The 25,304-nt window shown below is 65.6% G+C and carries 19 protein-coding genes and 2 CRISPR repeat arrays; of the genes, 15 read left to right on the forward strand and 4 right to left on the reverse strand.

Features of this window, described 5'->3' with window-relative positions:
- The first annotated feature begins 120 nt into the window (after positions 1-120).
- Complete coding sequence (locus HMJ39_RS02275) at positions 121-978, forward strand: peroxiredoxin family protein (RefSeq protein ID WP_161384395.1); 858 nt, start codon at positions 121-123, stop codon at positions 976-978.
- 196 nt (positions 979-1,174) lie between these two features.
- Positions 1,175-3,517, forward strand: coding sequence for a hypothetical protein (locus HMJ39_RS02280; RefSeq protein ID WP_194296129.1), 2,343 nt, complete (start codon positions 1,175-1,177; stop codon positions 3,515-3,517).
- Between the two features lie 114 nt (positions 3,518-3,631).
- On the opposite strand, the gene HMJ39_RS02285 is transcribed toward HMJ39_RS02280, so the two are convergent.
- On the reverse strand, positions 3,632-4,705 hold the full coding sequence (locus HMJ39_RS02285; RefSeq protein ID WP_161384393.1) for a 3-deoxy-7-phosphoheptulonate synthase: 1,074 nt from the start codon (positions 4,703-4,705) through the stop codon (positions 3,632-3,634).
- Between the two features lie 123 nt (positions 4,706-4,828).
- On the opposite strand from HMJ39_RS02285, the gene HMJ39_RS02290 reads away from it, so the two are divergent.
- Complete coding sequence (locus tag HMJ39_RS02290) at positions 4,829-6,430, forward strand: methyl-accepting chemotaxis protein (protein WP_194296130.1); 1,602 nt, start codon at positions 4,829-4,831, stop codon at positions 6,428-6,430.
- Here HMJ39_RS02290 and cobB read toward each other — a convergent pair whose 3' ends face one another.
- Positions 6,431-7,138, reverse strand: a complete 708-nt coding sequence (cobB, locus tag HMJ39_RS02295; RefSeq protein ID WP_161384391.1) for a Sir2 family NAD+-dependent deacetylase — start codon at positions 7,136-7,138, stop codon at positions 6,431-6,433. It lies immediately after the preceding gene.
- A 44-nt stretch (positions 7,139-7,182) separates the two neighbouring features.
- Here cobB and HMJ39_RS02300 point away from each other — a divergent pair, with 44 nt between their 5' ends.
- Both HMJ39_RS02300 and HMJ39_RS02305 read left to right on the forward strand, forming a co-directional pair.
- Positions 7,183-7,557, forward strand: coding sequence for a hypothetical protein (locus HMJ39_RS02300; RefSeq protein WP_161384390.1), 375 nt, complete (start codon positions 7,183-7,185; stop codon positions 7,555-7,557).
- A gap of 26 nt (positions 7,558-7,583) precedes the next feature.
- Entirely contained in the window at positions 7,584-9,131 is a 1,548-nt protein-coding gene (locus HMJ39_RS02305; RefSeq protein ID WP_161384389.1) for a bifunctional GNAT family N-acetyltransferase/carbon-nitrogen hydrolase family protein, read from the forward strand.
- A gap of 7 nt (positions 9,132-9,138) precedes the next feature.
- Here the strand turns inward: HMJ39_RS02305 and HMJ39_RS02310 are convergent, their stop codons facing one another.
- Complete coding sequence (locus HMJ39_RS02310; protein ID WP_161384388.1) at positions 9,139-10,032, reverse strand: LysR family transcriptional regulator; 894 nt, start codon at positions 10,030-10,032, stop codon at positions 9,139-9,141.
- 121 nt (positions 10,033-10,153) lie between these two features.
- Here HMJ39_RS02310 and HMJ39_RS02315 point away from each other — a divergent pair, with 121 nt between their 5' ends.
- A complete protein-coding gene (locus tag HMJ39_RS02315; protein ID WP_194296131.1) occupies positions 10,154-10,441 on the forward strand; it encodes a hypothetical protein in 288 nt (95 codons plus the stop codon).
- 251 nt (positions 10,442-10,692) lie between these two features.
- On the opposite strand, the gene HMJ39_RS02320 is transcribed toward HMJ39_RS02315, so the two are convergent.
- Positions 10,693-12,348, reverse strand: coding sequence for an electron transfer flavoprotein-ubiquinone oxidoreductase (locus HMJ39_RS02320; RefSeq protein ID WP_161384386.1), 1,656 nt, complete (start codon positions 12,346-12,348; stop codon positions 10,693-10,695).
- Between the two features lie 571 nt (positions 12,349-12,919).
- Here HMJ39_RS02320 and HMJ39_RS02325 point away from each other — a divergent pair.
- The 9 genes from HMJ39_RS02325 (at position 12,920) to cas3 (ending at position 25,288) form a co-directional block, all read left to right on the forward strand.
- Positions 12,920-13,669 carry an electron transfer flavoprotein subunit beta/FixA family protein gene (locus HMJ39_RS02325; RefSeq protein WP_161384385.1) on the forward strand — a complete coding sequence of 250 codons (750 nt, stop codon included), beginning with the start codon at positions 12,920-12,922 and terminating at the stop codon, positions 13,667-13,669.
- Positions 13,669-14,598 carry an electron transfer flavoprotein subunit alpha/FixB family protein gene (locus HMJ39_RS02330; RefSeq protein ID WP_161384384.1) on the forward strand — a complete coding sequence of 310 codons (930 nt, stop codon included), beginning with the start codon at positions 13,669-13,671 and terminating at the stop codon, positions 14,596-14,598. Before HMJ39_RS02325 ends, HMJ39_RS02330 begins: the two co-directional genes overlap by 1 nt.
- Before the next feature lie 252 nt (positions 14,599-14,850).
- On the forward strand, positions 14,851-16,287 hold the full coding sequence (locus HMJ39_RS02335; RefSeq protein ID WP_194296132.1) for a circularly permuted type 2 ATP-grasp protein: 1,437 nt from the start codon (positions 14,851-14,853) through the stop codon (positions 16,285-16,287).
- Positions 16,281-17,210 (forward strand): alpha-E domain-containing protein, encoded by a 930-nt coding sequence (locus HMJ39_RS02340; protein WP_161384382.1) that lies wholly within the window; start codon positions 16,281-16,283, stop codon positions 17,208-17,210. Before HMJ39_RS02335 ends, HMJ39_RS02340 begins: the two co-directional genes overlap by 7 nt.
- Positions 17,207-18,001: a transglutaminase family protein gene (locus HMJ39_RS02345; RefSeq protein ID WP_194296133.1), complete on the forward strand. Its 795-nt coding sequence runs from the start codon at positions 17,207-17,209 to the stop codon at positions 17,999-18,001. The genes HMJ39_RS02340 and HMJ39_RS02345 overlap by 4 nt, the downstream gene beginning before the upstream one ends.
- A 22-nt stretch (positions 18,002-18,023) precedes the next feature.
- Complete coding sequence (locus HMJ39_RS02350) at positions 18,024-18,746, forward strand: proteasome-type protease (RefSeq protein WP_194296134.1); 723 nt, start codon at positions 18,024-18,026, stop codon at positions 18,744-18,746.
- A gap of 156 nt (positions 18,747-18,902) precedes the next feature.
- Positions 18,903-19,665: a CRISPR direct-repeat array (repeat unit 29 nt).
- A gap of 170 nt (positions 19,666-19,835) precedes the next feature.
- Complete coding sequence (locus tag HMJ39_RS02355) at positions 19,836-20,099, forward strand: antitoxin (RefSeq protein WP_194296135.1); 264 nt, start codon at positions 19,836-19,838, stop codon at positions 20,097-20,099.
- A gap of 4 nt (positions 20,100-20,103) precedes the next feature.
- On the forward strand, positions 20,104-20,493 hold the full coding sequence (locus HMJ39_RS02360) for a type II toxin-antitoxin system VapC family toxin (protein WP_202553013.1): 390 nt from the start codon (positions 20,104-20,106) through the stop codon (positions 20,491-20,493).
- 326 nt (positions 20,494-20,819) lie between these two features.
- A CRISPR array of direct repeats spans positions 20,820-22,374; the repeat unit is 29 nt; unit sequence GTGTTCCCCACAGGCGTGGGGATGAACCG.
- A 226-nt stretch (positions 22,375-22,600) separates the two neighbouring features.
- Positions 22,601-25,288 carry a CRISPR-associated helicase Cas3' gene (gene cas3 / locus HMJ39_RS02365; RefSeq protein WP_194296136.1) on the forward strand — a complete coding sequence of 896 codons (2,688 nt, stop codon included), beginning with the start codon at positions 22,601-22,603 and terminating at the stop codon, positions 25,286-25,288.
- Positions 25,289-25,304 lie beyond the last annotated feature (16 nt).

The raw sequence follows: 25,304 nt of genomic DNA on the forward strand, positions 1-25,304 counted from the left end.
CGCGGGCGGCGGTTCGTCGTGGAGTCGTCGGGGTCCGGCTATTGTGTCTTGTTCGGCCCCGCCTGACCACTTAGGGTTCGGCGCCATAGAAGAAAGAACAAACGCGTCCACGGGGGATTCATGACACGCTTGAAGGCGTTGTTCATCGCCTTGTACCCGGTTGCCGCCCTGCTCATCTGCCTGCACGCCCTGGGCCGCTGGTGGCCCGACGGCCACTGGCTGTGGCTGGGGGTGGTGCTGGTCAACGCGCCGATCCTGGCGCTGCTCGCCTGGCTGCTCGGGCGCGGCCCGGCACGCACCAGCCCGCATCTGCCCGCCGTGACCCTGTGCGCCTGGCTGGGCGCCGCCGTGACCCTGCTCGGCACCCTGGCCCTGGGCGACCCGCGCCCGCTGGCCTGGTTGTACACGGCGCTGGGCCTGCTCGGGATGTGCGCCTACCTGTTCTGGTACAGCCCCATGCAGCGTGACCCGGCGCGCGGCCCCCAGCCGGGGCGGCTGCTGCCGCCGCTCAGTTTCCGTGACTTGCGGGGGCGGCTGCGCAGCAGCGGTGATCTGCACGGCCGGCCGGCGGTGTTGCTGTTCTTTCGCGGTAACTGGTGCCCGATCTGCATGGCCCAGGTGCGTGAGCTGGCCCGCCGCCGGCCCCAGCTGGAACGGCGCGGCGCGCGCATCGTGCTGATCAGCGCCCAGCCCGGCAAGCGCACCGAGCGGCTGGCCCGGCGCCTGGGGCTGGAGCTGGAATGGTGGCTGGACGACGACCTGCGTGCCGCCGCCGCCCTGGACATCCTGGACCGGGGCGGCACCCCCCTGGGCCTGGAACTGTTCGGCTACGGCCCGGACACGGTGTTGCCCACGGTGCTGATCACCGACGCCCGGGGCGAGATCCGCTATGTGGACCTGGCCGACAACTACCGCGTGCGGCCGGAGCCGTCGGTGTTCCTGCGCGTGCTGGACAACATGACCCCGGTGCCTCGCTAGGGGTTTTGAACCAACGTCCCAAAAAACGCCCTCCCGGTAAACAAAGGTGTCCGGCCCGGGCCGCGCGCTAACCGTACGATTACCCCCGCTACGCTTCCTTACACAGCCGCAACGGCCTGTGTCTACATCGCGCGAACGCTTCCCTCCCATAGTCGGGAAATACCGAGAATCACTAAAATAAAGGGAGGGGTAGACCTTGGATATCAAACTCAAGCCTTTGCTCGGCGGCGGCCTGTTGGCGCTGATGCTCACCGCCTGTGGTGGCGGTGGCGGCGGTGGCGGGGGCAGCGACGGCGCCAACACGCCCACCCCGTCCACCCGCGAACTGCCCCAGGAAATGGCGGCGGTGGTGGACCAGACCAATGAATTCACCAACGAGTTCTGCCCGGACACCACCAACGGCCAGGCGCCCGGCGCCGAACTGGACCCGGCGGCCTGCTTGCGGGAAGCCGAGGACGGCGAGGGTGGCGGCGTGCCCGGCCTGGACGGCGTGGTGGCGCGTTTCTGCCCGGTGGCGGCGCAATCCTTCGACCCCGCCGGCCTGTTCGATCCGGCGGCCTTCGAAGCGGCCTTCGCCGACCCGCAGGGCTTCATCACCGACGGCCCGCTCAGCTTCCCGGTGGCCTGTCTGCAGGAATCCGCCACCAACCTGGGCGATATCCAGGAACTGGTGGGCGGCGACAACCCGCTCACCGATCAATTGTGCCCGCAGGCAGCGGCGGCGGATGAGTTCGACCCGGCCACCTGTTTCTCCGAAGTGGCCGGCTCCCTGGGTGGCGACGGCCTGCCCAGTCTGCCCGGCGGCGGTGGCGACGGCTCGCCCATCGGCGGCGCCGAGCAGATCTGCCCGGAGGCGTCCCAGAGCGAGATGGGCCCGGAAATGGCGATCAACTGCCTGAGCGAGACCACCCGGGTGTACATCACCATCATGGACATGATCACCAACCCCAATCCGGTCACCGGCGCGGTGTGTCCGGTGGAGGACAGCACCGGCCGGGTGGACCCGGTGGTGTGCTTCGAGGAAGCGCTGTCCGGCGGCGGCATGCCATCCCTGCCGGGCCTGGGCGATTTGCCGGGCCTGCCCGGTCTGCCCGGTCTGCCCGGCGGTGGCGACGGCGGTGACACCCCGGAGCTGCCCAGTGAATTCACCGACGCCCTGTCCGCCATCTGCCCGGACACCCTGGAAGGCGAAATCGGCCCGACCACCCCGGTGGACTGCCTCACCGAAGCCGGCGGCAACCTGGGAGGCCTGACCGACCTGCTCGGCGGCCTGGGTGGCGGTAACCCGCTTACCGACGCCCTGTGCCCGGTGGCGTCCGGCGGCGACTCCCTGGATCCGGCGGCCTGCTTCAGCGAAGCCCTGGCCAATCTGCCCTCCGGCGGGGGCGGCGGCGAGCCGCAGATTCCCGGCACCGGCATGTTGCTTGAGCAGATCTGTCCGAGCGCGGCGGCCGGCGAGTTGGGCCCGACCACCCCGATCGAGTGTCTGTCCGAACTGGGCAGCGGCTTCGGCGGCCTGGAAGACCTGCTCAGCGCCCTGGGCGGCGAGGGCGGCAACCCGCTCACCGGCCAGCTCTGCCCGGCGGCCTCCGAAGGCGGCCAACCGGACCCGGCGGCCTGCTTCATGGAGGCCCTGGAAGGCCTGCCCGGCGCCTTGCCGCTGCCCGGTGGCGACGGCGGCGGCACGCCGGAGATTCCCGGTGCCGACCAGCTGCTCGGCCAGATTTGCCCGGCCACCGCCGACGGCGAGATCGGCCCCACCACGCCGGTGGATTGCCTCACCGAGGCCGGTGGCAACCTGGATGGCCTGCAGGACCTGCTGGGCGGCCTGGGCGGCAGCAACCCGCTCACCGACGCCCTGTGCCCGGCGGCGTCCGGCGCCGATCAGCTGGACCCGGCGGCCTGCCTCACCGAGGCCCTGGGCAATCTGCCCGGCGCGCCGGGCGGTGACGGCGGGGTGCCGGAGATTCCCGGCCTCGGCGACGGTTTAAGCCAGATTTGCCCGAACGCCAGCGCGGGCGAGGCGGGTCCGACCACGCCGCTGGAATGCCTGATGGAAGCCGGCGGCAACTTTGGCCAGTTGGAGGACCTGCTGGGTGGCCTGGGCGGTGGCAACCCGCTTACCGATGCCCTGTGCCCGGTGGCTTCCGGCGCCGACTCCCTGGATCCGGCGGCCTGTTTCACCGAGGCCCTGGGCAATCTGCCCGGCGCGCCGGGCGGTGACGGCGGGGTGCCGGAGATCCCCGGCCTCGGCGATGGGCTGAGCCAGATCTGCCCGACCACGGTGGAAGCCGGCGTGGGCCCGACCACGCCCATCGACTGCCTGGTGGAGGCGGGCGGCAATCTGGAGCAGTTGCAGGATCTGCTGGGCGGCGGCCTGGGCGGTGGTGACGAGGGCGGCGACCCGATCACCAGCCAGCTGTGTCCGGAGGCGGGGGCCGGTGGTCTGAGTCCGACCCTGCCGTTCGAGTGTTTGTTGGAGGCGGGCGGCAGCCTGCCGGATTTGCTCACCGGTCTGCTTGGGGGGCTGGCGCCCTGATCGTCTGACCGGCTTTCAGTCCAGTCCGAAAAAGCCCCGGTTCCCGCCGGGGCTTTTTTCGTTGCGGTGCTTGCGGTGTGCCCTCCAGCGGGGACGCGACCGGGGGGAGGAGGATCAGCGGCCGCGGCGGGGCAGGGTGTCGCGCACCTTGTCGGCCAGGTCGCGGACCGCTTGCTCGGTGGTGTCCCAGCCGATGCAGCCGTCGGTCACCGACACGCCGTACTCCAGATCCTCCAGGTTGGCGGGGATCTTCTGATTGCCCTGCTTGAGGTGGGATTCCACCATCAGCCCGACGATGGAGGTGTTGCCCTCCAGGATCTGGTTGCCGATGTTTTCCATCACCAGGGGCTGCAGGCTGGGGTCCTTGTTGGAGTTGGCGTGGGAGCAGTCGACCATGATGTTGGTGGACACGCCGGCCTTGTCCAGGGCGGTTTCCGCCAGGGCCACGGACACCGAATCGTAGTTCGGCTTGCCGCCGCCGCCGCGCAGTACCACGTGGCCGTACTGGTTGCCCTTGGTGGTGGTCAGGGCGACGCGGCCGTCCGGGTCGATGCCCAGGAAACGGTGCGGGTGACGCACGCTGAGCATGGCGTTGACCGCCACGTCCAGGCTGCCGTCGGTGCCGTTCTTGAAGCCCACCGGGCCGGACAGGCCGGAGGACATTTCCCGGTGGGTCTGGGATTCGGTGGTGCGCGCGCCGATCGCCGACCAGGAGATCAGGTCCTGGATGTACTGCGGCGTGGTCGGGTCGAGCGCCTCGGTGGCCGCCGGCAGGCCCAGTTCGGCCACGTCGAGCAGCAGCTTGCGGGCGATGTGCAGGCCGTCCGCCACCTTGAAGGAGTCGTTCATGTAGGGGTCGTTGATGAGCCCTTTCCAGCCCACCGTGGTGCGCGGCTTCTCGAAGTAGACGCGCAGCACCAGAAACAGGGCGTCGTCCACGTCGGCGGCCAGTTTCTTGAGCCGCTCGGCGTATTCCAGCGCCGCCTTGGGGTCGTGGATGGAGCAGGGGCCGATCACCACGAACAGGCGCGGGTCCTTGCGGTCGAGGATGTCGCGGATTTGCTGGCGACCTTGCAGCACGGTGTTCAGCGCGCCGTCGCTCAGCGGCAATTCTTCCTTGAGGGCCCGGGGGGTGACCAGCACCTCCTGGGACTCGATGTTGATGTCGTCTACCTGTATCTGACTCATGATCTGGCTGCTTGTTGGTGGTGATGGCCGGAAGACCCGCAGTCTAGCGGAATACCATTAAGGTTTCAGCCTATGGCGCCGATAACGTGAATGCATTTTTTTGCTTTATTCACTAGGACTGTCATGAAACCTTTCTCTTTTAATGGTCTGCGTTTGCAGGCCAAGATTCTGTTGCTCTCACTGCTGCCAATGGTGGTGGCGGTGCTGGTATTGACGCTGTGGTCCGCGGTGGAACGGACCCGCGCCACCGATCACAGCCTTGAGCAGCAGCGTCAGGCGATGATCGGGATGCGCGAGCAGGGTATGCGCAATGCCACCGAAGTGGCCCGCTCGGCGATCCGCCCCTTGCTGAGCATGGATGACCAGGCGCAAGCGAAGCGCCGCGCCAAGGAGATGCTGCTCGGCATGAAATTCGGCGCGGACGGTTACCTGTTCGCCTATGACTTCCAGGGCAATAAAGTCGCCAACGCCAACAACCCCAACGATAACTCCTGGGATCAGCAGGACGCGGACGGCCAGTACCTGGTCCGCGACATGGTCCATATCGCCCAGGATCAGGGCGATGGCCCCTATCAGTACAAGTGGCTGCACCCCGGCACCGGCGAGGTGGAGACCAAATACGGCTATGTGGTCGCGGTACCGGAATGGGACTGGGTCATCGGCACCGGTGTCTACATCACCGACATCGACGAGGACATGGCCGCCATCGAAGCCGCCGCGCGGGCGGACCAGCGCCACTCGCTGATGGTCACCGCCCTGGCCGGCGGCGGCCTGCTGGTGGTCGTCGGCGTGCTGGCCACCTGGCTGGTCCGCCGGGTGGTCAAGCCGATCCGCGACACCGCCGGGGCCATGGAGGACATCGCCCGGGGCAAGGGCGATCTGACCCGCCGCCTGGCGGTTACCGGCAATGACGAGGTGGGCGAGCTGGCGCGCCAGTTCAATGCCTTCGTGTCGCGCATGCAGGACGCTCTGCGCGAGGTGCGCGACACCACCGGCTCGGTGAACGGCGCCGCCGACGAGATCGCCTCGGGCAGCGAGGAACTGGCCACCCGCACCGAGCAGTCCGCGGCCAGCCTGCAGGAAACCTCCGCGTCCATGGAGGAGATCACCGCCACCGTGGACCACACCGCCGACTCCGCCGAGCGCGCCAGCACCATGGTGGGCAGCGCCGCCCGGGTCGCCGGGGAGGGCGGCCGCGCCATGCAGGAGGTGGAAACCACCATGGCCGCCATCGACGAATCGGCGGCGCGCATCGCCGAGATCATCGGCCTGATCGACGGCATCGCCTTCCAGACCAACATCCTGGCCTTGAACGCTTCCGTTGAGGCGGCCCGGGCCGGCGAGCATGGCCGAGGCTTCGCGGTGGTGGCCCAGGAGGTGCGCAATCTGGCCGGGCGCAGCGGCGAGGCTTCCGCCGAAATCCGTGCCCTGATCGATACCTCGGTGACCCGCACCCGGCAGGGCTCGGAACTGGTGCGCCGGGCCGGCGCCACCATGAAGGAAATCGTCGACAGCGTGACGCCGGTGAGCGAGCTGATCGCCGACATCAGTACCGGCGCCCGGGAACAGAGCCGGGGCATCGGCCAGGTCAACACGGCGGTGGCGGAAATGGACGCCATGACCCAGCGCAACGCGGCCATGGTGCAGCAGACCTCGGCCTCGGCGGCGGAAATGCGCCGCCACGCCGAGCGCCTGGATACGCTGATCAAATCCTTCGTGCTGTAATCAGCCGCCGGCCAGCAGTTCCTCCACGTAGTCCGGCACCCGCTCGGAGGCCGGGCCGTGGCGGTGCTCGGCGAAGGCGGTGGCCTGCTCCGAGGGCTCCAGGTTGAGCTCCACGGTGTGGGCGCCGTGGGCGCGGGCCTCGGCCACGAAGCCCGCCGCCGGGTAGACGTTGCCGCTGGTGCCGATGCTGATGAAGCGTTCGCAGCCGGCCAGGGCGTCGAAAATGCGGTCCATCTCCAGGGGCATTTCCCCGAACCACACCACGTGCGGACGCAGGCACCCGGCCGCGCCGCACACCTGGCATTCCAGATCCGCGGCCAGGTCCGCCTCCACCGGCACCAGGGTGTCGGTGCTTTGGCAGCGGGCCTTGAGCAGCTCGCCGTGCATGTGAATGACGTTGCGGCTGCCGGCCCGTTCATGCAGGTTGTCCACGTTCTGGGTGATCACCAGCACCTCGCCGGGCCGCTCCCGCTCCAGCCGCGCCAGGGCCTGGTGGGCGGCGTTGGGGCGGATCGCCGGGTCGCGCAGTTGTTCGCGGCGGCGGTTATAGAATGCCTGCACGCCGTGGGGATCACGCTGGAACGCCTCCGGCGTGGCCACGTCCTCGATGCGGTGGTTTTCCCACAGGCCGCCGGCGTCGCGGAAGGTGTTGATGCCGGATTCCGCCGAGATTCCGGCGCCGGTAAGTATTACAATCTTTTCCTGCATGGTTCGCCGTCTCCGGTTTACCGTGGAACGTTCGCGGAGTCTTAATGGATACGATTATCGCACGGCAGGAAGTCCTGTCATTACCCGCCCGGGGGTCCGTCAATCTGCTGCATTTTCACCAGGGCATGGTGCTCCTGGTGGGCGCCGACGCCGTGGCCCTGTACCGCGACCGGCGCGCGGTGGAGGACCCCCTGGCCAACGGCCTGGTGGGCTACCAGCCGATCCCGGACGCGCTTTGTCCGCTGTACCTGGAGCCGGATGGCTACGTGGCGGAGCAAAGCTCCGGCTACATCGGCCTCAACTCCGGCGCGGTGCTGTTCGTGCGCCCGGACGGCGTGGCCCTCTACGCGTCCGGCGAGGACGCCCTGCGCAACCGGGATTGCCACTGGGTGATTCCGTTTCCGCCCCTCAACGCCTGACACCCAGCCTGCGATTGGAGACAAGCATGGCCGAAGAAAGTACCCGACTGCGTTTGCGTCAGCTCACCCTGGAGGATTACCCGGCGCTGGCGCGGCTGATGGACCAGGTCTACCACGACATCGGCGGTGCCTGGCCGGAGGAAACCATCGCCACCCTGATCCGTCTGTTTCCGGAGGGCCAGCTGGCCATCGAGGACAACGGCAATCTGGTGGCCACGGCCCTGACCGTGAAGGTGAGCTACGACCGCTTCTCCAACCCGCACCGCTACGAGGACCTGATCACCGACGACAAGGTGCGCTCGCACAGCCGCAAGGGTGATGCCCTGTACGGCCTGGACGTGTTCGTCGATCCGGAGTACCGGGGCTACCGGCTGGGCCGGCGTCTCTACGAGGCGCGCAAGGAACTGTGCCGGGAAGAAAACCTGCGCGCCATCCTGGCCGGCGGCCGGTTGCCCGGCTACAAGGATTACGCCGACAACATGAGCGTCACCCAGTACATCGAGGAGGTGGAATCCCGGGCCATCTACGACCCGATTCTCACCTTCCAGTTGTCCAACGGCTTTGACGTCAAGCGCCTGCTGGTCAAGTACCTGCCCGAGGACGAAAGCTCGCGGGGCTACGCCACCCTGCTGGAGTGGGACAACATCCTCTACCAGCCCGACGACGACGGCGACTGGCCGCGCCGCTCGGTGGTGCGCCTGGGCGTGGTGCAGCGGCGCATGCGCGCGGCCCGTTCGGTGGAGGACCTGCTCGGCCAGGTGGAGTTCTTCGTCGATTCGCTGTCCGATTACCGCGCCGATTTCGCGGTGCTGCCGGAGTTCTTCAGCGCGCCGCTGATGGGGCTCAAGCCGGACCTCAACTCGGTGGAGGCGGTACGTTATCTGGCCAGCTTCACCGAGGAGATCCGCGACGCCATGGCGGACATGGCGGTGAGCTACAACATCAACATCATCGGCGGCTCCATGCCGCTGGAAGAGGACGGCCGCATCTACAACGTGGCCTACCTGATGCGCCGCGACGGCTCCGTGGAGCAGCAGAAGAAAATCCACATCACCCCCCACGAACGCAAGGACTGGGCGATCCAGGGCGGCGATGATCTGCGCATCTTCGACACCGACGCCGGCCGCATCGGCATTCTGATCTGCTACGACGTGGAGTTTCCGGAGCTGGGCCGGCTGCTCGGCGAGCAGGGCATGGAAATTCTGTTCGTGCCGTTCTGGACCGACACCAAGAACGGTTACCTGCGGGTGCGCCACTGCGCCCAGGCCCGGGCCATCGAGAACGAATGCTACGTGGCGATCTCCGGCAGCGTCGGCAACCTGCCGCGGGTCGACAACGTGGACATCCAGTACGCCCAGTCCTCGGTGTTTTCACCCAGTGATTTCTACTTCCCCCACGATGCCATCATCAGTGAGTCCCAGCCCAACACCGAGATGCTGCTGTTCGCCGACATCGACCTGGAAAAGCTCAAGCTGCTGCACAGCGAGGGCTCGGTGACCAACATCCGCGATCGCCGCAAGGATCTTTACAGCCTGGTGTGGAAAGGCCAGCAGGCGCTCGATTCGGAAACCTAGACCGCGGTCAGCGCCGCTCGCGGAACGCCTGGGTGATCTGCCCGGCCAGGGCCTCGGCGGCGGGGGAGGGCGCCTCGCCGCGCACCAGGGCCACCCGGTAGTCGCCCAGGGCCGGCAGGCCGCTCTCGGCGCCGAGAATACGCAGGGGCGGGCGCACCAGGCTGCGCGGAAAGGCCGCCACCGCCAGATCGGCGATCATCGCCGCTTCCTGGCCGGCGCAGTGCTCACTGCTGTAGGCCAGCCGGTAGCCGATGCCGGCCCGGTCCAGCGCCGCCAGGGCCATGGCCCGCCAGGCGCAGCCGGCGTTGGCCACCGACAACGGCAGCGGCGAGCGCCGCGCCGCCACGCCGCCCTCGCGGCCCGCCCACACCAGCGGCTCGGTGTGCACCACCTCGCCGAGCCCCGGCGCCAGGTCGTCGTTGCCCTCGGTGATCAACACCATGTCCAGCCGTTCCTCCGCCATGCGCCGCACCAGCTCGCCGCTGCGCCCGGCCAGCACCTCCACCTGCACCGCCGGATGGGAACGCGCGAAGCGGCTCAGCACCTGGGGCAGGATGCGCGTGCCCACGTCGTCCGGGGTGCCCACCCGCACGGTGCCTTCCACCGACGGCGCCAGAAACCGCGACACCGCCTCCTGGTTCAGCTTGAGCAGCCGCCGGCCGTAGCCAAGCAGGGTCTCGCCCTCCGGCGTCAGGCGCACCTGGCGGGCCTCGCGCACGAACAGCGGGTGGCCCAGGGTCTCCTCCAGGCGTTTGATCTGCATGCTCAGCGCCGATGGCGTACGGAACACCTGCTTGGCGGCGCGGGTGAAACTGCCGCTTTCGGCGATGGCCACGAAACTGCGCAGCACCTCGGTATCGAGCAGCGGCGGGGCGGCCGGTTCCGGTCGGGGGGCGGTCATGGGCGGCTCCGGATTGCTTTCAGAAAAACTGAACGGTCAATGTAGAACTTTTCGTTGGATTGAACAAGGCGCCGACGCCACCCTGCGGTCATCCGATACCGAAAACCGCAGGAGGTGAACCATGCCGCGCTTCGATTGCGACCGTCCCAAACCGATCCCCCGGCGCCCGCCGGAACCGCCGTTCCCGATGCCCGCCATGCCGCCCCTGGGCCTGATCCACGCCCTGGAAACGCGGCTGCGCGCCTGGCTGAAACGCCGCCGCCTGCGCCGTCTGCTGGACTACGACGACCGCCGGCTCCGTGACCTGGGCTTCCACCGCGAGGATCTGCTCTGGGCTCTGCGTTTACCCCTCAGCCATGACCCCATCCAGGCCTTGCGCCACCGCCAAGAAGCCAGCACAGGCGATTAACCGCCAATGCCATACTTCGAAGCCGCGCGGGACGCTACCTCGTAGCGTCTTGTCGTAGTCCCCCTTCCGGGACCCTGTTTGACAGGATGTCAAACCGGGAGTCTCCAGGGATGGATTCACGACGTTCCCGGAAGGGGGACTACGACAAGACGCGGCCCGGATGGAGGGAACCTTCCGCCGCGTTTTCCCCTTCCGGGCGGGCATAAAAAAAGCGCCCCGAAGGGCGCTTTCTTGTTCCGCGAGGGACCCGCTTACATGTTCGGGTAATTGGGCCCGCCGGTGCCTTCCGGCGCCACCCAGTTGATGTTCTGGGTCGGGTCCTTGATGTCGCAGGTCTTGCAGTGGACGCAGTTCTGGGCATTGATCTGGAACCGCTTGTCACCGCTTTCCTCGTCGGTCACCACCTCGTACACGCCCGCCGGGCAGTAACGCTGCGCGGGTTCGTTGTACTTGGGCAGGTTGTACTCGATGGGAATGCTGGGATCCTTGAGCTGCAGATGGCAGGGCTGATCCTCTTCGTGGTTGGTGTTGGACAGGAACACCGAATCCAGCTTGTTGAAGGTCAGCTTGCCGTCCGGCTTCGGATAATCGATCTTCTTGCACTGATCCGCCGGCTTCAGGGTGTCGTGATCCGGCGTGGTATCGCGCATGGTGAACGGCAGCTTGCCGTTGAAGATGTTCAGATCGACGAACGCGAAGGCGGAACCCAGCAGGTTGCCGAACTTGTGCTGGGCGGGGCCGAAGTTGCGCTGCTGATGCAGTTCCTCGTACACCCAGCTGTTCTCGAAGGTGGCTTTGTACTCGCTCAGTTCGTCGCTGGCGCGGCCGTCGGCGATCGCCTTGGCGATGGTCTCGGCGGCCATCATGCCGGACTTCATGGCGGTGTGGTTGCCCTTGATCTTGGCGAAGTTCAGGGTGCCGGCGTCGCAGCCCACCAGAATACCGCCGGGGAAGGTCATCTTCGGCAGCGACTGCAGGCCGCCCTTGGCGATGGCCCGGGCGCCGTAGCTGACGCGCTTGCCGCCTTCCAGGTACTTTTTGACTTCCGGATGGGTCTTCCAGCGTTGCATCTCGTCGAACGGCGAGACGTGCGGGTTGGAGTAGGCCAGGTCGGTGATCAGCCCCAGGGTCACCTGATTGTCTTCCAGGTGATAAAGGAAGGCACCGCCCGGGCTGCCGGATTCGCTCAGCGGCCAGCCGGCGCTGTGCATCACCAGACCTTTCTGGTGCTTGGACGGATCGATTTCCCACAGCTCCTTGATGCCGATGCCGTAGTGCTGCGGATCCACGCCCTCGCGCAGGTTGTATTTCTCCATCAGCTCCTTGCCCAGGTGGCCACGGCAGCCTTCGGAGAACACGGTGTATTTGGCGTGCAGCTCCATGCCCGGGTCGTAGCTGGGCTTGTGCTCGCCGTCGGCGGCGACGCCCATCTGCCCGGTGGCGATGCCTTTCACGGAGCCGTCTTCATGATAGAGAACCTCGCTGGCCGGGAAGCCCGGGAAGATCTCGATGCCCATGCCTTCCGCCTGTTCCGCCAGCCAGCGGCACAGATTGCCCAACGAAATGACATAGTTGCCTTCGTTGTGCATGGTCTTCGGCGCGAACGGGCCGGGGACCTTGCTGGCCTTGTCGGCGCCGGTGAAATAATAGATTTCGTCGGCGGTGACCGGGGCGTTGAGGGGCGCGCCTTTGTCTTTCCAGTCGGGGAACAGTTCGTTCAGCGCACGCGGCTCGAACACCGCGCCGGAAAGAATATGGGCGCCCACTTCGGAGCCCTTCTCGACGACTACCACGCTGAGTTCCTGGCCGCTTTCCTGGGCGATTTGTCCCAAACGGCAGGCAGTTGCCAAACCGGAGGGACCGGCGCCGACGATGACGACGTCGACTTCCATTGATTCGCGTTCCACAGCCTGTCTCCTAGCTTTCGGTTGCGTTACGGCCCTTATCTTGCCTTATAGGGGCCGGCCGGGACCTCCACGCCGCGCTGCCGAGGGCCGGCCGGGGCCGAACGGCTTGGCTTATTTAAGGACGGAGGTTCTTGGGGTGGCGCGGAGTATATAAGCATCCTCCTTGTCGCACCACTGATTGCACCATTTTCGGAATCGTCTTTCACTTCGATTCAAACGGATGTTTGGATTATCCGTCGCCAGGTGGTTGATTTTCAAGAAGATCGGCGACCGGCGGGTCATGAAAAATGAACACAATTGGCAGAGAAATCATCCGCTTACGCATTTTTGGCCTATTGACGTTCCACAGGGCAGCGTTCAAGATACCGGACCTCGCGCGGGGCCCCGTGTTCGGCGTCGTCTCGCCCTTTTCATCGTTTCCGTCCCTCCCGGGGGCCGGGTTGCCACAAGGCTCGGTGGACTTCCAGACCCTGCTTTGTCGCAGCCACCGAACGCGCCGGTGGGTGACCGCTGGCGAACGCCCGCGGACGGGAACGACTCAAGTCACCAAGTGGAAGATTCCGAGGATCCTATGAAGGTTCTTGTACCCATCAAGCGAGTCATTGACTACAACGTTAAGGTTCGCGTGAAGGCGGACAACTCCGGTGTTGATCTCGCCAATGTGAAAATGGCCATGAACCCCTTCTGCGAAATCGCCGTGGAAGAAGCCGTTCGCCTGAAGGAAAAAGGCGTGGTGTCCGAGATCGTGGCCGTGAGCATCGGTCCCAAGGCCGCCCAGGAACAACTGCGTACCGCCATGGCGCTGGGCGCGGACCGTTCCATCCTGGTGGAAACCGATGAAGAGGTGCAGCCTCTGGGCATCGCCAAGGCACTCAAGGCCATCGTCGACGACGAGAAGCCGGACCTGGTGATCCTCGGTAAACAGGCGATCGACGACGACAACAACCAGACCGGTCAGATGCTGGCCGCGCTGGCCGGCATGCCGCAAGGCACCTTCGCTTCCGAAGTGGACGTGGCCGACGGCAAGGTCAAGGTTACCCGTGAAATCGACGGTGGCCTGCAGACCGTGGAACTGAAGCTGCCGGCGGTGGTGACCACCGACCTGCGCCTCAACGAGCCGCGCTACGCTTCCCTGCCCAACATCATGAAGGCCAAGAAGAAGCCGCTGGACAACAAGACCCCGGCGGACCTGGGCGTCGACCTGACCCCGCGCGTGACCATCGAGAAGGTGGAGAATCCGCCGGAGCGTCAAGCGGGCATCATCGTGGGCTCCGTGGACGAGCTGGTTGAAAAACTGAAGAACGAAGCGAAGGTGATCTGATGAGTGTTTTAGTTTACGCCGAACACGACAATGCCGCGCTGAACAAGGCAACCCTCAGCGTCATCGCCGCCGCCAAGGAAATTGGCGGTGACATCACCGTTCTGGTGGCCGGCAAGGGCTGCGGCGCCGTGGCCGAGGAAGCCGCCAAGGCCGAGGGTGTCGCCAAGGTGCTGTGCGCCGACAACGACGCCTACGAGCATCAACTGGCCGAGAACATCGGCGAGCTGGTGGCCGAGGTGGGCGCGGACTACGGCCACATCCTGGCCGCCGCCACCACCACCGGCAAGAACTTCGCGCCGCGCACCGCCGCGCTGCTGGACGTGGCCCAGATCTCCGAGATCTCCGACGTGGTCGACGCCGACACCTTCAAGCGTCCGATCTACGCCGGCAACGCCATCGCCACCGTGAAGTGCGCCGACGCCAAGAAAGTGATCACCGTGCGTCCCACCTCCTTTGATCCGGTGGCCGCCGAGGGTGGTTCCGCCGCCGTGGAAAGCCTGGACGTGGTGAAGAACTCCGAGCTGTCCTCCTTCGTGGGCGAGGAACTGGCCAAGTCCGACCGTCCCGAGCTGGCCAGCGCCGAGATCGTGATCTCCGGTGGCCGTGGCATGGGCAACGGCGACAACTTCGAGATCCTCTACAAGGTGGCCGACAAGCTGGGCGCCGCCGTCGGTGCCTCCCGCGCCGCCGTGGACGCTGGCTTCGTGCCCAACGACATGCAGGTGGGCCAGACCGGCAAGATCGTCGCCCCGAACCTGTACATGGCGGTGGGCATCTCCGGTGCCATCCAGCACCTGGCCGGCATGAAGGACTCCAAGGTGATCGTGGCGATCAACAAGGACGAGGAAGCCCCGATCTTCCAGGTGGCCGACTACGGTCTGGTGGCGGATCTGTTCGAAGCGGTACCGGAGCTCGACAGCAAGCTCTGAACCCGGTTCGACGTCCGACCCTGAAAAAGCCCGGCCACGCGCCGGGCTTTTTCGTTCCGGGCCTTAGCGGCTCCTACACGCCGTTCCCGGTGACGGCGTTGCCCGATGCCGTGCGCCATGGTGGCGCACAGGTCGCCCCGGGCGCCGCTTTGGCGCACGATTGCCGCCTAAAGATTTACAATTGCTGGCACGGCCTTTGCTCATACTGGAAAGGGCCCCGCAAGGTGGCGGGGCCGTGCCAGCGAGGGCGCCATGCGGTCATTATCCCTGCCGGAAGTCTCCGGCTACGACGAAATGATTCAACCGGGCGGGAAGGTCCGGGATTCCTACAAGGGTTACCACCGGTGGTTACTGGGCCAGGCCCGGGACAACCTGGTGCGCAAGCGCAAGGAAGCGGAACTGCAGTTCCACCGGGTGGGCATCACCTTCAATGTCTACGGTGAGGAGAACGGCACCGAGCGCCTGATTCCCTTCGACGCCCTGCCCAGGGTGATTCCGGCGCGGGACTGGCGGCATCTGGAAGCCGGCGCCATTCAGCGGGTGCGGGCGCTGAATCATTTCCTGCACGACATCTATCACGATCAGGCCATCGTCCGTGACGGCCGCATCCCCGCCGAGCAGATCTTCGGCAACAGCCAGTATCAGCCCTGCATGCAGGACGTGGACCTGCCCAATCAGGTGTATTCCCAGGTCAGCGGCGTGGACCTGATCCGGGACGGGGAGGGCACCTGGTACGTGCTGGAGGACAACCTGCGCACCCCGTCCGGGGTCAGCTACATGATCGAGAACCGGCGCATGATGATGCGGCTGTTCCCGGAGCTGTTCGCCCACCAGTCGGTGGCGCCGGTGGAGCACTACCCCTCGCTGCTGCTGGAAACCCTTCAGGAGGACAGCGGCGTGGCCTATCCCACCGTGGTGCTGCTCACCCCGGGGCGTTTCAACAGCGCCTATTTCGAGCACGCCTTCCTGGCCCAGCAGATGGGCATCGAGCTGGTGGAGGGCGCCGACCTGTTCGTCAAGGACGGCTTCGTCTACATGCGCACCACCGCCGGCCCCCAGCGGGTGGACGTGATCTACCGGCGCATCGACGACGACTACCTGGACCCGCTGGCGTTCCGCCCGGATTCCATGCTGGGCGTGCCCGGCCTGCTCTCGGTGTACCGCCAGGGCAACGTGGTGCTGGCCAACGCGGTGGGCACCGGGGTCGGCGACGACAAGTCCATCTATCCCTATGTGCCGGAGATGATCCGCTTCTACCTGGATGAAGAGCCGATCCTTTCCAATGTGCCTACCTGGCAGTGCCGCGACCCCAAGGCGCTGGATCATGTGCTGGCTCATCTGCCGGAGCTGGTGGTCAAGGAAGTCCACGGCGCCGGCGGTTACGGCATGCTGGTAGGGCCGGCGGCCAGCCAGGCGGAGATCGCCGCCTTCCGCGACCGTCTCAAGGCGCGCCCGGACAACTACATCGCCCAGCCGACCCTGTCCCTGTCCACCTGCCCGATCTTCGTGGACGAGGGCATCGCGCCGCGCCACATCGACCTGCGCCCCTTCGTGCTCAGCGGCAAGGAAAGCCGCCTGGTGCCCGGTGGACTCACCCGGGTGGCGATGAACGCCGGCTCCCTGGTGGTGAATTCCTCCCAGGGCGGCGGTACCAAGGACACCTGGGTGCTGGAGGACGGATCATGCTAAGCCGCACCGCCGCCGATCTGTACTGGCTGTCGCGCTATTTCGAGCGCGCCGAGAACACCGCCCGCATGCTGGACGTGGCTTGGAACCTGTCGCTGATCCCGTTTGCCGTGAATGCCCGAGAGGAAATCGCCGCGCCCCTGGTGATTTCCGGCAGCGGCGCGCTCTATGAACAGTGCCATGGCGAGGTTCGTATCGACCGGGTGTTGCACTTCTTCACCCTGGATGAGAACAACCCAGGCAGCATTTTTCATTGCCTGCGCGACGCCCGGGAGAACGCCCACGCGGTGCGCGGCAAGATCACCGCGGAAATGTGGGAAAGCGTCAACAGCACCTGGCTGGAGCTGCGCGAGATCCGCGAGTTGGGGGTGGACGGCTACGGCGTCAGCGAATTCTTCGACTGGGTGAAAAACCGCTCGCACCTGTTCCGGGGCGCCACCTACGGCACCAGCATGCGTAACGATGCCTTCCGCTTCCTGCGTCTTGGCACCTTCATCGAGCGCGCCGACAACACCGCGCGAATTCTCGACGTTCGCCATCTCAGCGGTGCCCCCGCCGGGGACACGGCGGTGGACTTCTACCGCTGGCACGCCCTGTTGAGGTCGGTGGGTGCCTACGAGGCCTACCGGGAAATCCACAGCGAAACCATCAACGCCGAGCGCGTCGCCGAGCTGCTGATCCTGCGGCCGGAAGTGCCCCGGTCGCTGCGTTCCTGCGTGCAGCAACTGTGCGAGCTGCTGCCCGCCATCGAGGGCGACGCCGGCCAGACCGCCAAGCGGCTGGCGGCGGTGCAGTTCGCCCGCCTGCAGTACGGCGACCTGGGGCACATCGTGGACACCGGCCTGCACGAATACCTGACCGACTTTCTGCGCCGCATCAACGAACTGGCGGACACCATCCGCGAGGAATACCTGGAGGTGGTATGAAACTGTCCATCCGGCACCGCACCGAGTACCGCTATTCCGAGCGGGTCCGCCACAGCACCCAGTACCTGCGGCTGACGCCGCGCCCGTCCCGGCGCCAGCGCATCCTCGACTGGCATCTGGATCTGCCGGAACGGGCCGAGCGGGCCTCCGACGGCTTCGACAACATCCTGCACGTGCTGACCCTGGATCAACCCCACCAGGGTATCGAGCTCACCGCCCGGGGCCAGGTGGAAATCACCGACGAGGACAGCGAGGACGACGACGACCGCCTGTCGCCGCTGGTGTTCGCTCGGGTGTCGCCGCTCACCGGCGCCGACCCGGCGCTCATCGACCTGGCGGAATCCCACCTTAGCACGCCGGTGCTGGAGCGCCTGGAACGGCTCAGTGAGCGCATCCTCGCGGACATGCCGTTCACCCCCGGCGCCACCGACGTGGCCAGCGACGCGATCAGCGCCTACCAGGGCGGGCGCGGCGTGTGCCAGGACCACACCCATGTGTTTCTCGCCTGCTGCCGGGTGCAGGGGATTCCGGCCCGCTACGTAAGCGGCTATCTTTACAGCGACGATTCCGAACATGTGGCCAGCCACGCCTGGGCCGAGGTCTGGCAGGACGGCGGCTGGCACACCTTCGACGTCACCAACCAGACCCGCCGTCCGCGTCATCACCTGAAGCTGGCGGTGGGCCTCGACTATCTCGATGCCTGCCCGGTGCGGGGCGTTCGCTATGGCGGCGGCGTGGAATCGCTCAAGGCGGTGGCACGGGTACGCCAATCCGGCGCTGACCACCAGTAAGGCGGGTGGAACGGAGTACAGCATGACTTATTGCGTGGCCCTGGCCCTCAAGGACGGCCTGGTGTTCGCCGCGGATTCCCGCACCAACGCCGGCGTCGATCAGATCGCCACCTACCGCAAGCTGCACAAGTTCGTGATTCCCGGCGAGCGCGTCATCGTCTTGATGACCGCCGGCAACCTGGCCACCACCCAGAGCGTACTGAGCCTGATGCGCATGCGGCTCAACAGCGACCAGCCCAACCTGTTTGGCGCCGCCTCGCTGTACGATGTGGCCAGCATTGTCGGCGCCACCGGCCGCGAGGTGGTGGCCCGGGACAGCGGCCAGGGGCAGGGCGGCGTGGATTTCGGCAGCAGCTTCATCGTCGGCGGCCAGATTCAGGGCGAGCCGCCACGGCTGTTCCTGGTCTACCCGGAAGGCAACTTCATCGAGTGCACCGCCGACACGCCGTACTTCCAGATCGGCGAAACCAAGTACGGCAAACCGATCCTGGACCGGGTGATCGACTACGACACCCCCCTGGACGACGGCATCAAATGCGCCCTGATCAGCATCGATTCCACCATCCGCTCCAACCTGTCCGTGGGCCTGCCCCTGGACGTGCTGCGCTACCCCCGCGACAGCTTCAGCGACCAGGCCCACTTCAACGTGGACGAACACCACGAAGGCTTCCGCCAGCTCGGCGAAGCCTGGTCCCAGGGCCTCCGCGACGTCTTCCAGCGCATCCCCGACCTGACCTGGGAGTGAGCCCGCCGCCCGGGCGGCGACAGGGCGATGGGCCGCATCAACGAGCCCGCGAGGCCGAATCCGGCCTCCGTTTTCATCGGTTAACTTCTGATCAATTTGTTCGGTGGAATTTTCCGGCCTCGTTTTGTTCTTTTTAATCAATGAGATACATTTAGAGTGTTCCCCACGGGCGTGGGGATGAACCGGGCTTGTCAGCGCCACCAGCGGGCGGCTGAGTGTGTTCCCCACGGGCGTGGGGATGAACCGGGTTCACCGTTTGCCGGTGATTGGGGGTCCAGGTGTTCCCCACGGGCGTGGGGATGAACCGCCCGCTCAGGACGGGCATGGAATCCACCGGGAGTGTTCCCCACGGGCGTGGGGATGAACCGGGCCTCAGCGCAGATTCCAGGGCCGCGATACGCGTGTTCCCCACGGGCGTGGGGATGAACCGTGATCGCTGCGGTGGCGCTGCTGCTGCGCACTGTGTTCCCCACGGGCGTGGGGATGAACCGGCCATTGCCGCAGTGCGCCTGGTCACCCTGAAGTGTTCCCCACGGGCGTGGGGATGAACCGTAATCACGTCGTTGTCCGGGTCCAGACTGGCAGTGTTCCCCACGGGCGTGGGGATGAACCGGCGCCTTGGATTTATCCGCACCGCATCGGGAAGTGTTCCCCACGGGCGTGGGGATGAACCGCTCCGCCATTTCCTGTTCCGGACTCACCTGCCGTGTTCCCCACGGGCGTGGGGATGAACCGAAAGCCGAACGCCTGGTCGTGGACATTGAACAGTGTTCCCCACGGGCGTGGGGATGAACCGCGGCCGGCTACACCGAGGACCTGGGCGGCCTGGTGTTCCCCACGGGCGTGGGGATGAACCGTACCGGCAGGCGTACTGCTCGGACTGGCTGCTGTGTTCCCCACAGGTGTGGGGATAAACCGTAGGCCGCCCATTCCGTCAGCTCACGGGCGGCGTGTTCCCCACAGGCGTGGGGAGATAAGCGAGGTTGCCGATTTGCCGCGCGTGCGGTGGTATCGGTTTCAACCCCGGGTTGCTCTGATTTGGAAGCGATAGTATATTCCATGATATATATCATGCCCTGGAGGTGCTTCATGACCGATACAGCAAAGGTATTCATGAGTGGGCGGAGCCAGGCAGTGCGGCTGCCGGCCGCGTATCGCTTCACTGAAAAAGAGGTTTTTATCCGCCGGGACCCGGTAACCGGGGACATCGTGCTGAGCCCGCGTCCGGAGAACTGGGCGGGCTTCCTCGAAGCGCAGGCCCGGACCGAGGTGCCGGATGACTTTCTGACACCGGATGACCGTGCCGCTCGCGATGCGCATCGCGACCCTCTTGAGGGCATGGATCGTGGCTAGATTCATGCTGGACACGAACACGGTGAGCCATTTGCTGCGAGGTCAGCCCGCCGTCGTCGCGGCCGTCACGGCTACTTCAATTGGTGAGCTCTGCATCTCGGCCGTCACCGAGGGAGAGTTGCGATTCGGGCTTGCACGTCGACCTGGCGCCACACGTCTGGCGGCTCTGGTTCGTGAGTTCTTGGCCCGGGTGTCCGTTGAGCCTTGGGATTCCGATGTGGCGCAACGATACGGTACGCTGCGGGCCGACAACCAGGCCCTCGGTGTATCACTGTCCGACCTGGATATGATGATCGCGGGGCATGCCTATTCGCTCGGCCTGGTGTTGGTGACGTCGGACAAGGCATTCAGACACATTCGGGGTCTTGAAGTCGAAGATTGGGCCGAAAGGTAAGCTTTATTCATGCGGACCTGGCAAGCCAGGGTGAACCCCGGCATGTCGTACTCCTGATCGCTGCAATCATATAAAAAGCTTGCCTCCATGCGGGTTGTCGAGCATGAGCCCCCTTTCCCGCGGATCCATACGATGCCGCCGCCCCTCAACCTGAAAGCGTGATACGCCAGCCCTGGCACCGCTGGAACCGGCTGGTCGCGTATCTACTTGCCCTCTATCAGGAGGCTAGGATAGGGCACTATTGCCCTGTCGGTTTTTTGATCGATTCGGTTGGTGGAAAATTGGAGCCTTAATTTATTCTTTTGAATCAATGGGATACATTTAGAGTGTTCCCCACAGGCGTGGGGATGAACCGCGGATCCAGTACAACGAGGGCGAACCGTACCTGTGTTCCCCACAGGCGTGGGGATGAACCGTATGGCCACGTCGTTGATGAATCCGGCGAGGAGTGTTCCCCACAGGCGTGGGGATGAACCGCAGCGCCGTGATCTGCCCGTCTGGCCCACGAAGTGTTCCCCACAGGCGTGGGGATGAACCGCGGCACCGACCGGAATTTTGGCTCGTTGAACCGTGTTCCCCACAGGCGTGGGGATGAACCCGGTCACTTTCAGGAAAACAAGCCGGTCTACCGGTGTTCCCCACAGGCGTGGGGATGAACCGGACATGGATTTGGGCCACCGCTGGCTGACCACGTGTTCCCCACAGGCGTGGGGATGAACCGAGCCGTCCGGAAGGTGGGTCACGTAAATCTGCGTGTTCCCCACAGGCGTGGGGATGAACCGATCCAGGTCGAGAGCTATCCGGCCCAGGGTCTGTGTTCCCCACAGGCGTGGGGATGAACCGGCCAGCTCGGGGCAGGCGCCGCGGCTTCGGTAGTGTTCCCCACAGGCGTGGGGATGAACCGGAGAACAACAATGCCGCAGTACATCGTTAATAGTGTTCCCCACAGGCGTGGGGATGAACCGGAACTCACCTGGGATGAACAGGCCACCTGGGGGTGTTCCCCACAGGCGTGGGGATGAACCGCGTGGGTCGAGGACCAGGTGAGCCAGTGGGCCGTGTTCCCCACAGGCGTGGGGATGAACCGGATCTGGCCGACCACATCGACCAGCAGCGCGAGTGTTCCCCACAGGCGTGGGGATGAACCGGGCAGCCGCGCGAGGGGGATTACTCGCGCACAGTGTTCCCCACAGGCGTGGGGATGAACCGCTGATGAAAGCGCGCCGGAGCCTGGACCAGAAGTGTTCCCCACAGGCGTGGGGATGAACCGGGCTCCCCGAGCACGTCCGCGAGGCGATGAAGGTGTTCCCCACAGGCGTGGGGATGAACCGAGTCAGGGGCCGCAATCCCGCCGGAAGAAATGCGTGTTCCCCACAGGCGTGGGGATGAACCGGAGGCCCCTTCAATCTCTGCGGCGGCGCCCCGGTGTTCCCCACAGGCGTGGGGATGAACCGTAGATCACGGCGACGATCGCCAGGGCGGCGACGTGTTCCCCACAGGCGTGGGGATGAACCAGATGCGGCGGACCTGCTGGAAGCCTACGACCAGTGTTCCCCACAGGCGTGGGGATGAACCGGCACCCCAGGGATAGCTGGGTGCAGTAGATCCGTGTTCCCCACGGGTGTGGGGATGAACCGGGTGAGGGCGACGCGCCGGACTGGAAACTGATGTGTTCCCCACGGGTGTGGGGATGAACCGCAGGACATGGAGGCCGAGCTGGGACTGGCCGCGTGTTCCCCACGGGTGTGGGGATGAACCGGGCAGCATGGTGCGCTCGGCGCGCTCCATCAGGTGTTCCCCACGGGTGTGGGGATGAACCGCTGGGCGCGGATTACGCCCGGGCCGGCAACGGGTGTTCCCCACAGGCGTGGGGATAAATTGGCGCGCATGCCAGGAAAGGGCGGTAACCGCCGCCGGGACTAAGCCGGCATGACGCCACAGTCAATTTTTCCCATTGTGATCCGCATCACGGATGCGCTAGATTGTGGCTTTGGCGGCGAGGCTTGGGGCAACGCCGCCAATCGCTCCACATTATGGGCCGAAGAGCCCAGACACAAAAAACCTCACCGTCGGATGGAACGGTTAAAAGAGGCGAAAGGGATTTGTCATGGGGACGCACGCTACTGAGTGGCCTTCCTGTTTTTATTATTGGGGTAAAGCACGGCCTGTTTCCGACGACGGTGCGGCGTACCACCTGTTACCGTTCCACAGCCTGGACGTGGCGGCCGTTGGCTGGCATTTGCTGGCACCGGAGCGCCCTTTGGCCAGGCTGTTAGGGCGTCGTCTCTCTCTTCCTCCGGCTCTATTGCGCCCTTTGTTGGTGTTCTTTCTCGGGTTGCACGATCTGGGAAAGTTCGCTCGTGCTTTCCAGGGGCTGGTGCCCATGCCGTCGCTGGTTGCACCGCTGACGTCCTGCCAGTATACCGAGCGTCACGACCGTCTGGGTGCCTTGCTGTGGTCGGAGGTCGGCATACGCTGGCTACGGGACGGTACCCTGGGATTTCCCGCGCAATCCTTTAACGGTGATCAACGCGCCGCGCTTGGTAACTCCTTGGGTGTTTTGACCAGCGTGGTGTTTGGTCATCACGGCAAACCCGTGGCGAGGGACGGCCTGCGAATCCAGTCGTTTTTTGGCGCCGACCAGCACACGGACGATGTCGAGGCGGCCGGTGCTTTTGTCGCCGAATGGTCGGCGCTCATGGACGTGCAATGGCCGGTTGAGCAACTGACCTCACCGCAATGGTCGACATCGTTACGCGGGTTGAGCTGGACCCTGGCCGGCTGGGCGGTATTGAGTGATTGGCTCGGCTCCAATCAGACTTACTTCGAATACGACGACCAGCCGGCTCCGTTGCAGGACTACTGGCCGGCGGCGCTTGAGAAAGCGGAGAAAGCCCTTCAGGGCACCGGTTTCGGGCACGCTCTTGAACCCCGGCCTTACGGTGGCCTGGCGGCGTGGTTCGGCGGTGTGCCGGTGACGCCCACACCGCTGCAAAAAGCAGTGGAGGAGGTGGAGCTGTCGGCCGGGCCTCAGCTTTTTATCCTTGAGGACGTGACCGGCGCCGGCAAGACCGAAGCGGCTTGTATCCTCGCTCAACGGTTGCTTCACGCGGGGGCGGCGGAAGGGCTCTATTTCGCATTACCCACCATGGCCACTTCCAACGCCATGTATGCCCGCCTGGGCAGCCTGCACCGTCACTTCTATACGGGAGAGGGCAAGCCATCCTTTGTCCTGGCCCATGGCGCCCGTGAACTGAACGAGGATTTCGTCCGCTCGCTGGTGGGTGACCAGCCTGACGATCGGAATTATGGTGCCGACGAGGCCTCTGCGTCGGCGCAATGCAATTACTGGCTGGCGGATTCGCGGAAGAAGGCGCTACTAGCGGACGTGGCGGTGGGGACCATCGATCAGGCGTTGATGGGGGTACTGCCATTCCGGCACCAGTCGTTGCGCCTGTATGGGCTGGCGCACAAGCTGCTGATCGTCGATGAAGTCCACGCCTACGATGTCTATACCCGGTCACTGCTGGCCGCGCTGCTGGCTCACCATGCCAGGCAGGGCGGCAGCGCCATCTTGCTGACCGCGACCCTGCCCCTTGCCCAGCGCCAGGCTCTGGTGAACGCATGGCGCCAGGCGTTGAACACCGACCCGGCGTTGTTGGAAGAGATGGCCTTCCCATTGCTGACCCGGACAGGCGGCGATCCGGTGGTCCTGGAGCAGCCGGTAGCGGCGCGGCCGGAGAGCCGCCGGTCGGTGGCGGTGGATTGGCTGCAGGATGAAGAGCAGGCGGTGGCAAGCGTGCTCGACGCCGTATCCCGGGGGCTGTCCGTGGCCTGGGTGCGAAACACGGTGGATGACGCCATCCGGGCTTACCAGGTGTTGCGGGAGCGTCACCCCGAGCCGGATCGCTGCGTCCTGTTCCATAGTCGTTTCGCCATGGCCGACCGCCAGCGGATTGAGTCCCGGGTGCTGTCGGCGCTCGGCAAGCATTCCGAACCGGAAGGGCGTCGAGGTCAGGTACTCATCGCTACCCAGGTTTTTCAGGAGAGCCTGGATTGCGACGTGGATGTGATGATCAGCGATCTGGCGCCGGTGGACCTGCTGATACAGCGGGCTGGCCGGCTTCAGCGTCATTCGCGTGGCGAGCGCCCGCCGCCGCGCCTGTGGGTGCTGGCGCCGCCGTGGGATGAACGGCCTCGGGCCAGCTGGCTGCGTGATGCCTTGCCTGGTACTTCCTTCGTTTATCCGAATGTGGCGATAAGTTGGCTCACTCAGAAGGTGTTGCGGGAGCGCGGCGGCATCCATCTGCCTGATGACGCGCGGACATTGCTGGAGGGCGTCTACGGCGTGCCCGAAGACGCCCTGCCGGAAGGGCTGCGTGATGCGCACCTTCAGCAGGAAGGTGAGGACCAGGGCCGGATCTCCATGGCGCGCTACAACCTGCTGGACCTGGCGGCCGGCTACGTTGGGGATGATCAGCCCTGGCTGGACGATCACCAGGAAATCGGCACCCGACTCAGTGACGAGCCCACCGTGAACGTGGTGCTTCTGAAGAAAGACGCACGGGGCGGGATGGAACTATGGAGCCAGGGCGAGCGCCACGCCGCCATGCTCAGCCAGCTTCGCCTGCGGGAAAGTCAGGCGCGCAAGCTGCCGGAATTGGCCGGGGCGGACCTGGCCGCCTGGGAAGAGCTGCAGGGCCGGTACAAAGCACTGAAATACACCCGGCCCTGGCTGCCCGAGCCGGACGCAGCGGTGCGCTACGATCCGGCCCTTGGGTGTGTGTTGGATTGAAAAAGCCCCGCTATGG

The organism is Alloalcanivorax profundimaris, from assembly GCF_015265435.1.
Classification (GTDB): domain Bacteria; phylum Pseudomonadota; class Gammaproteobacteria; order Pseudomonadales; family Alcanivoracaceae; genus Alloalcanivorax; species Alloalcanivorax profundimaris.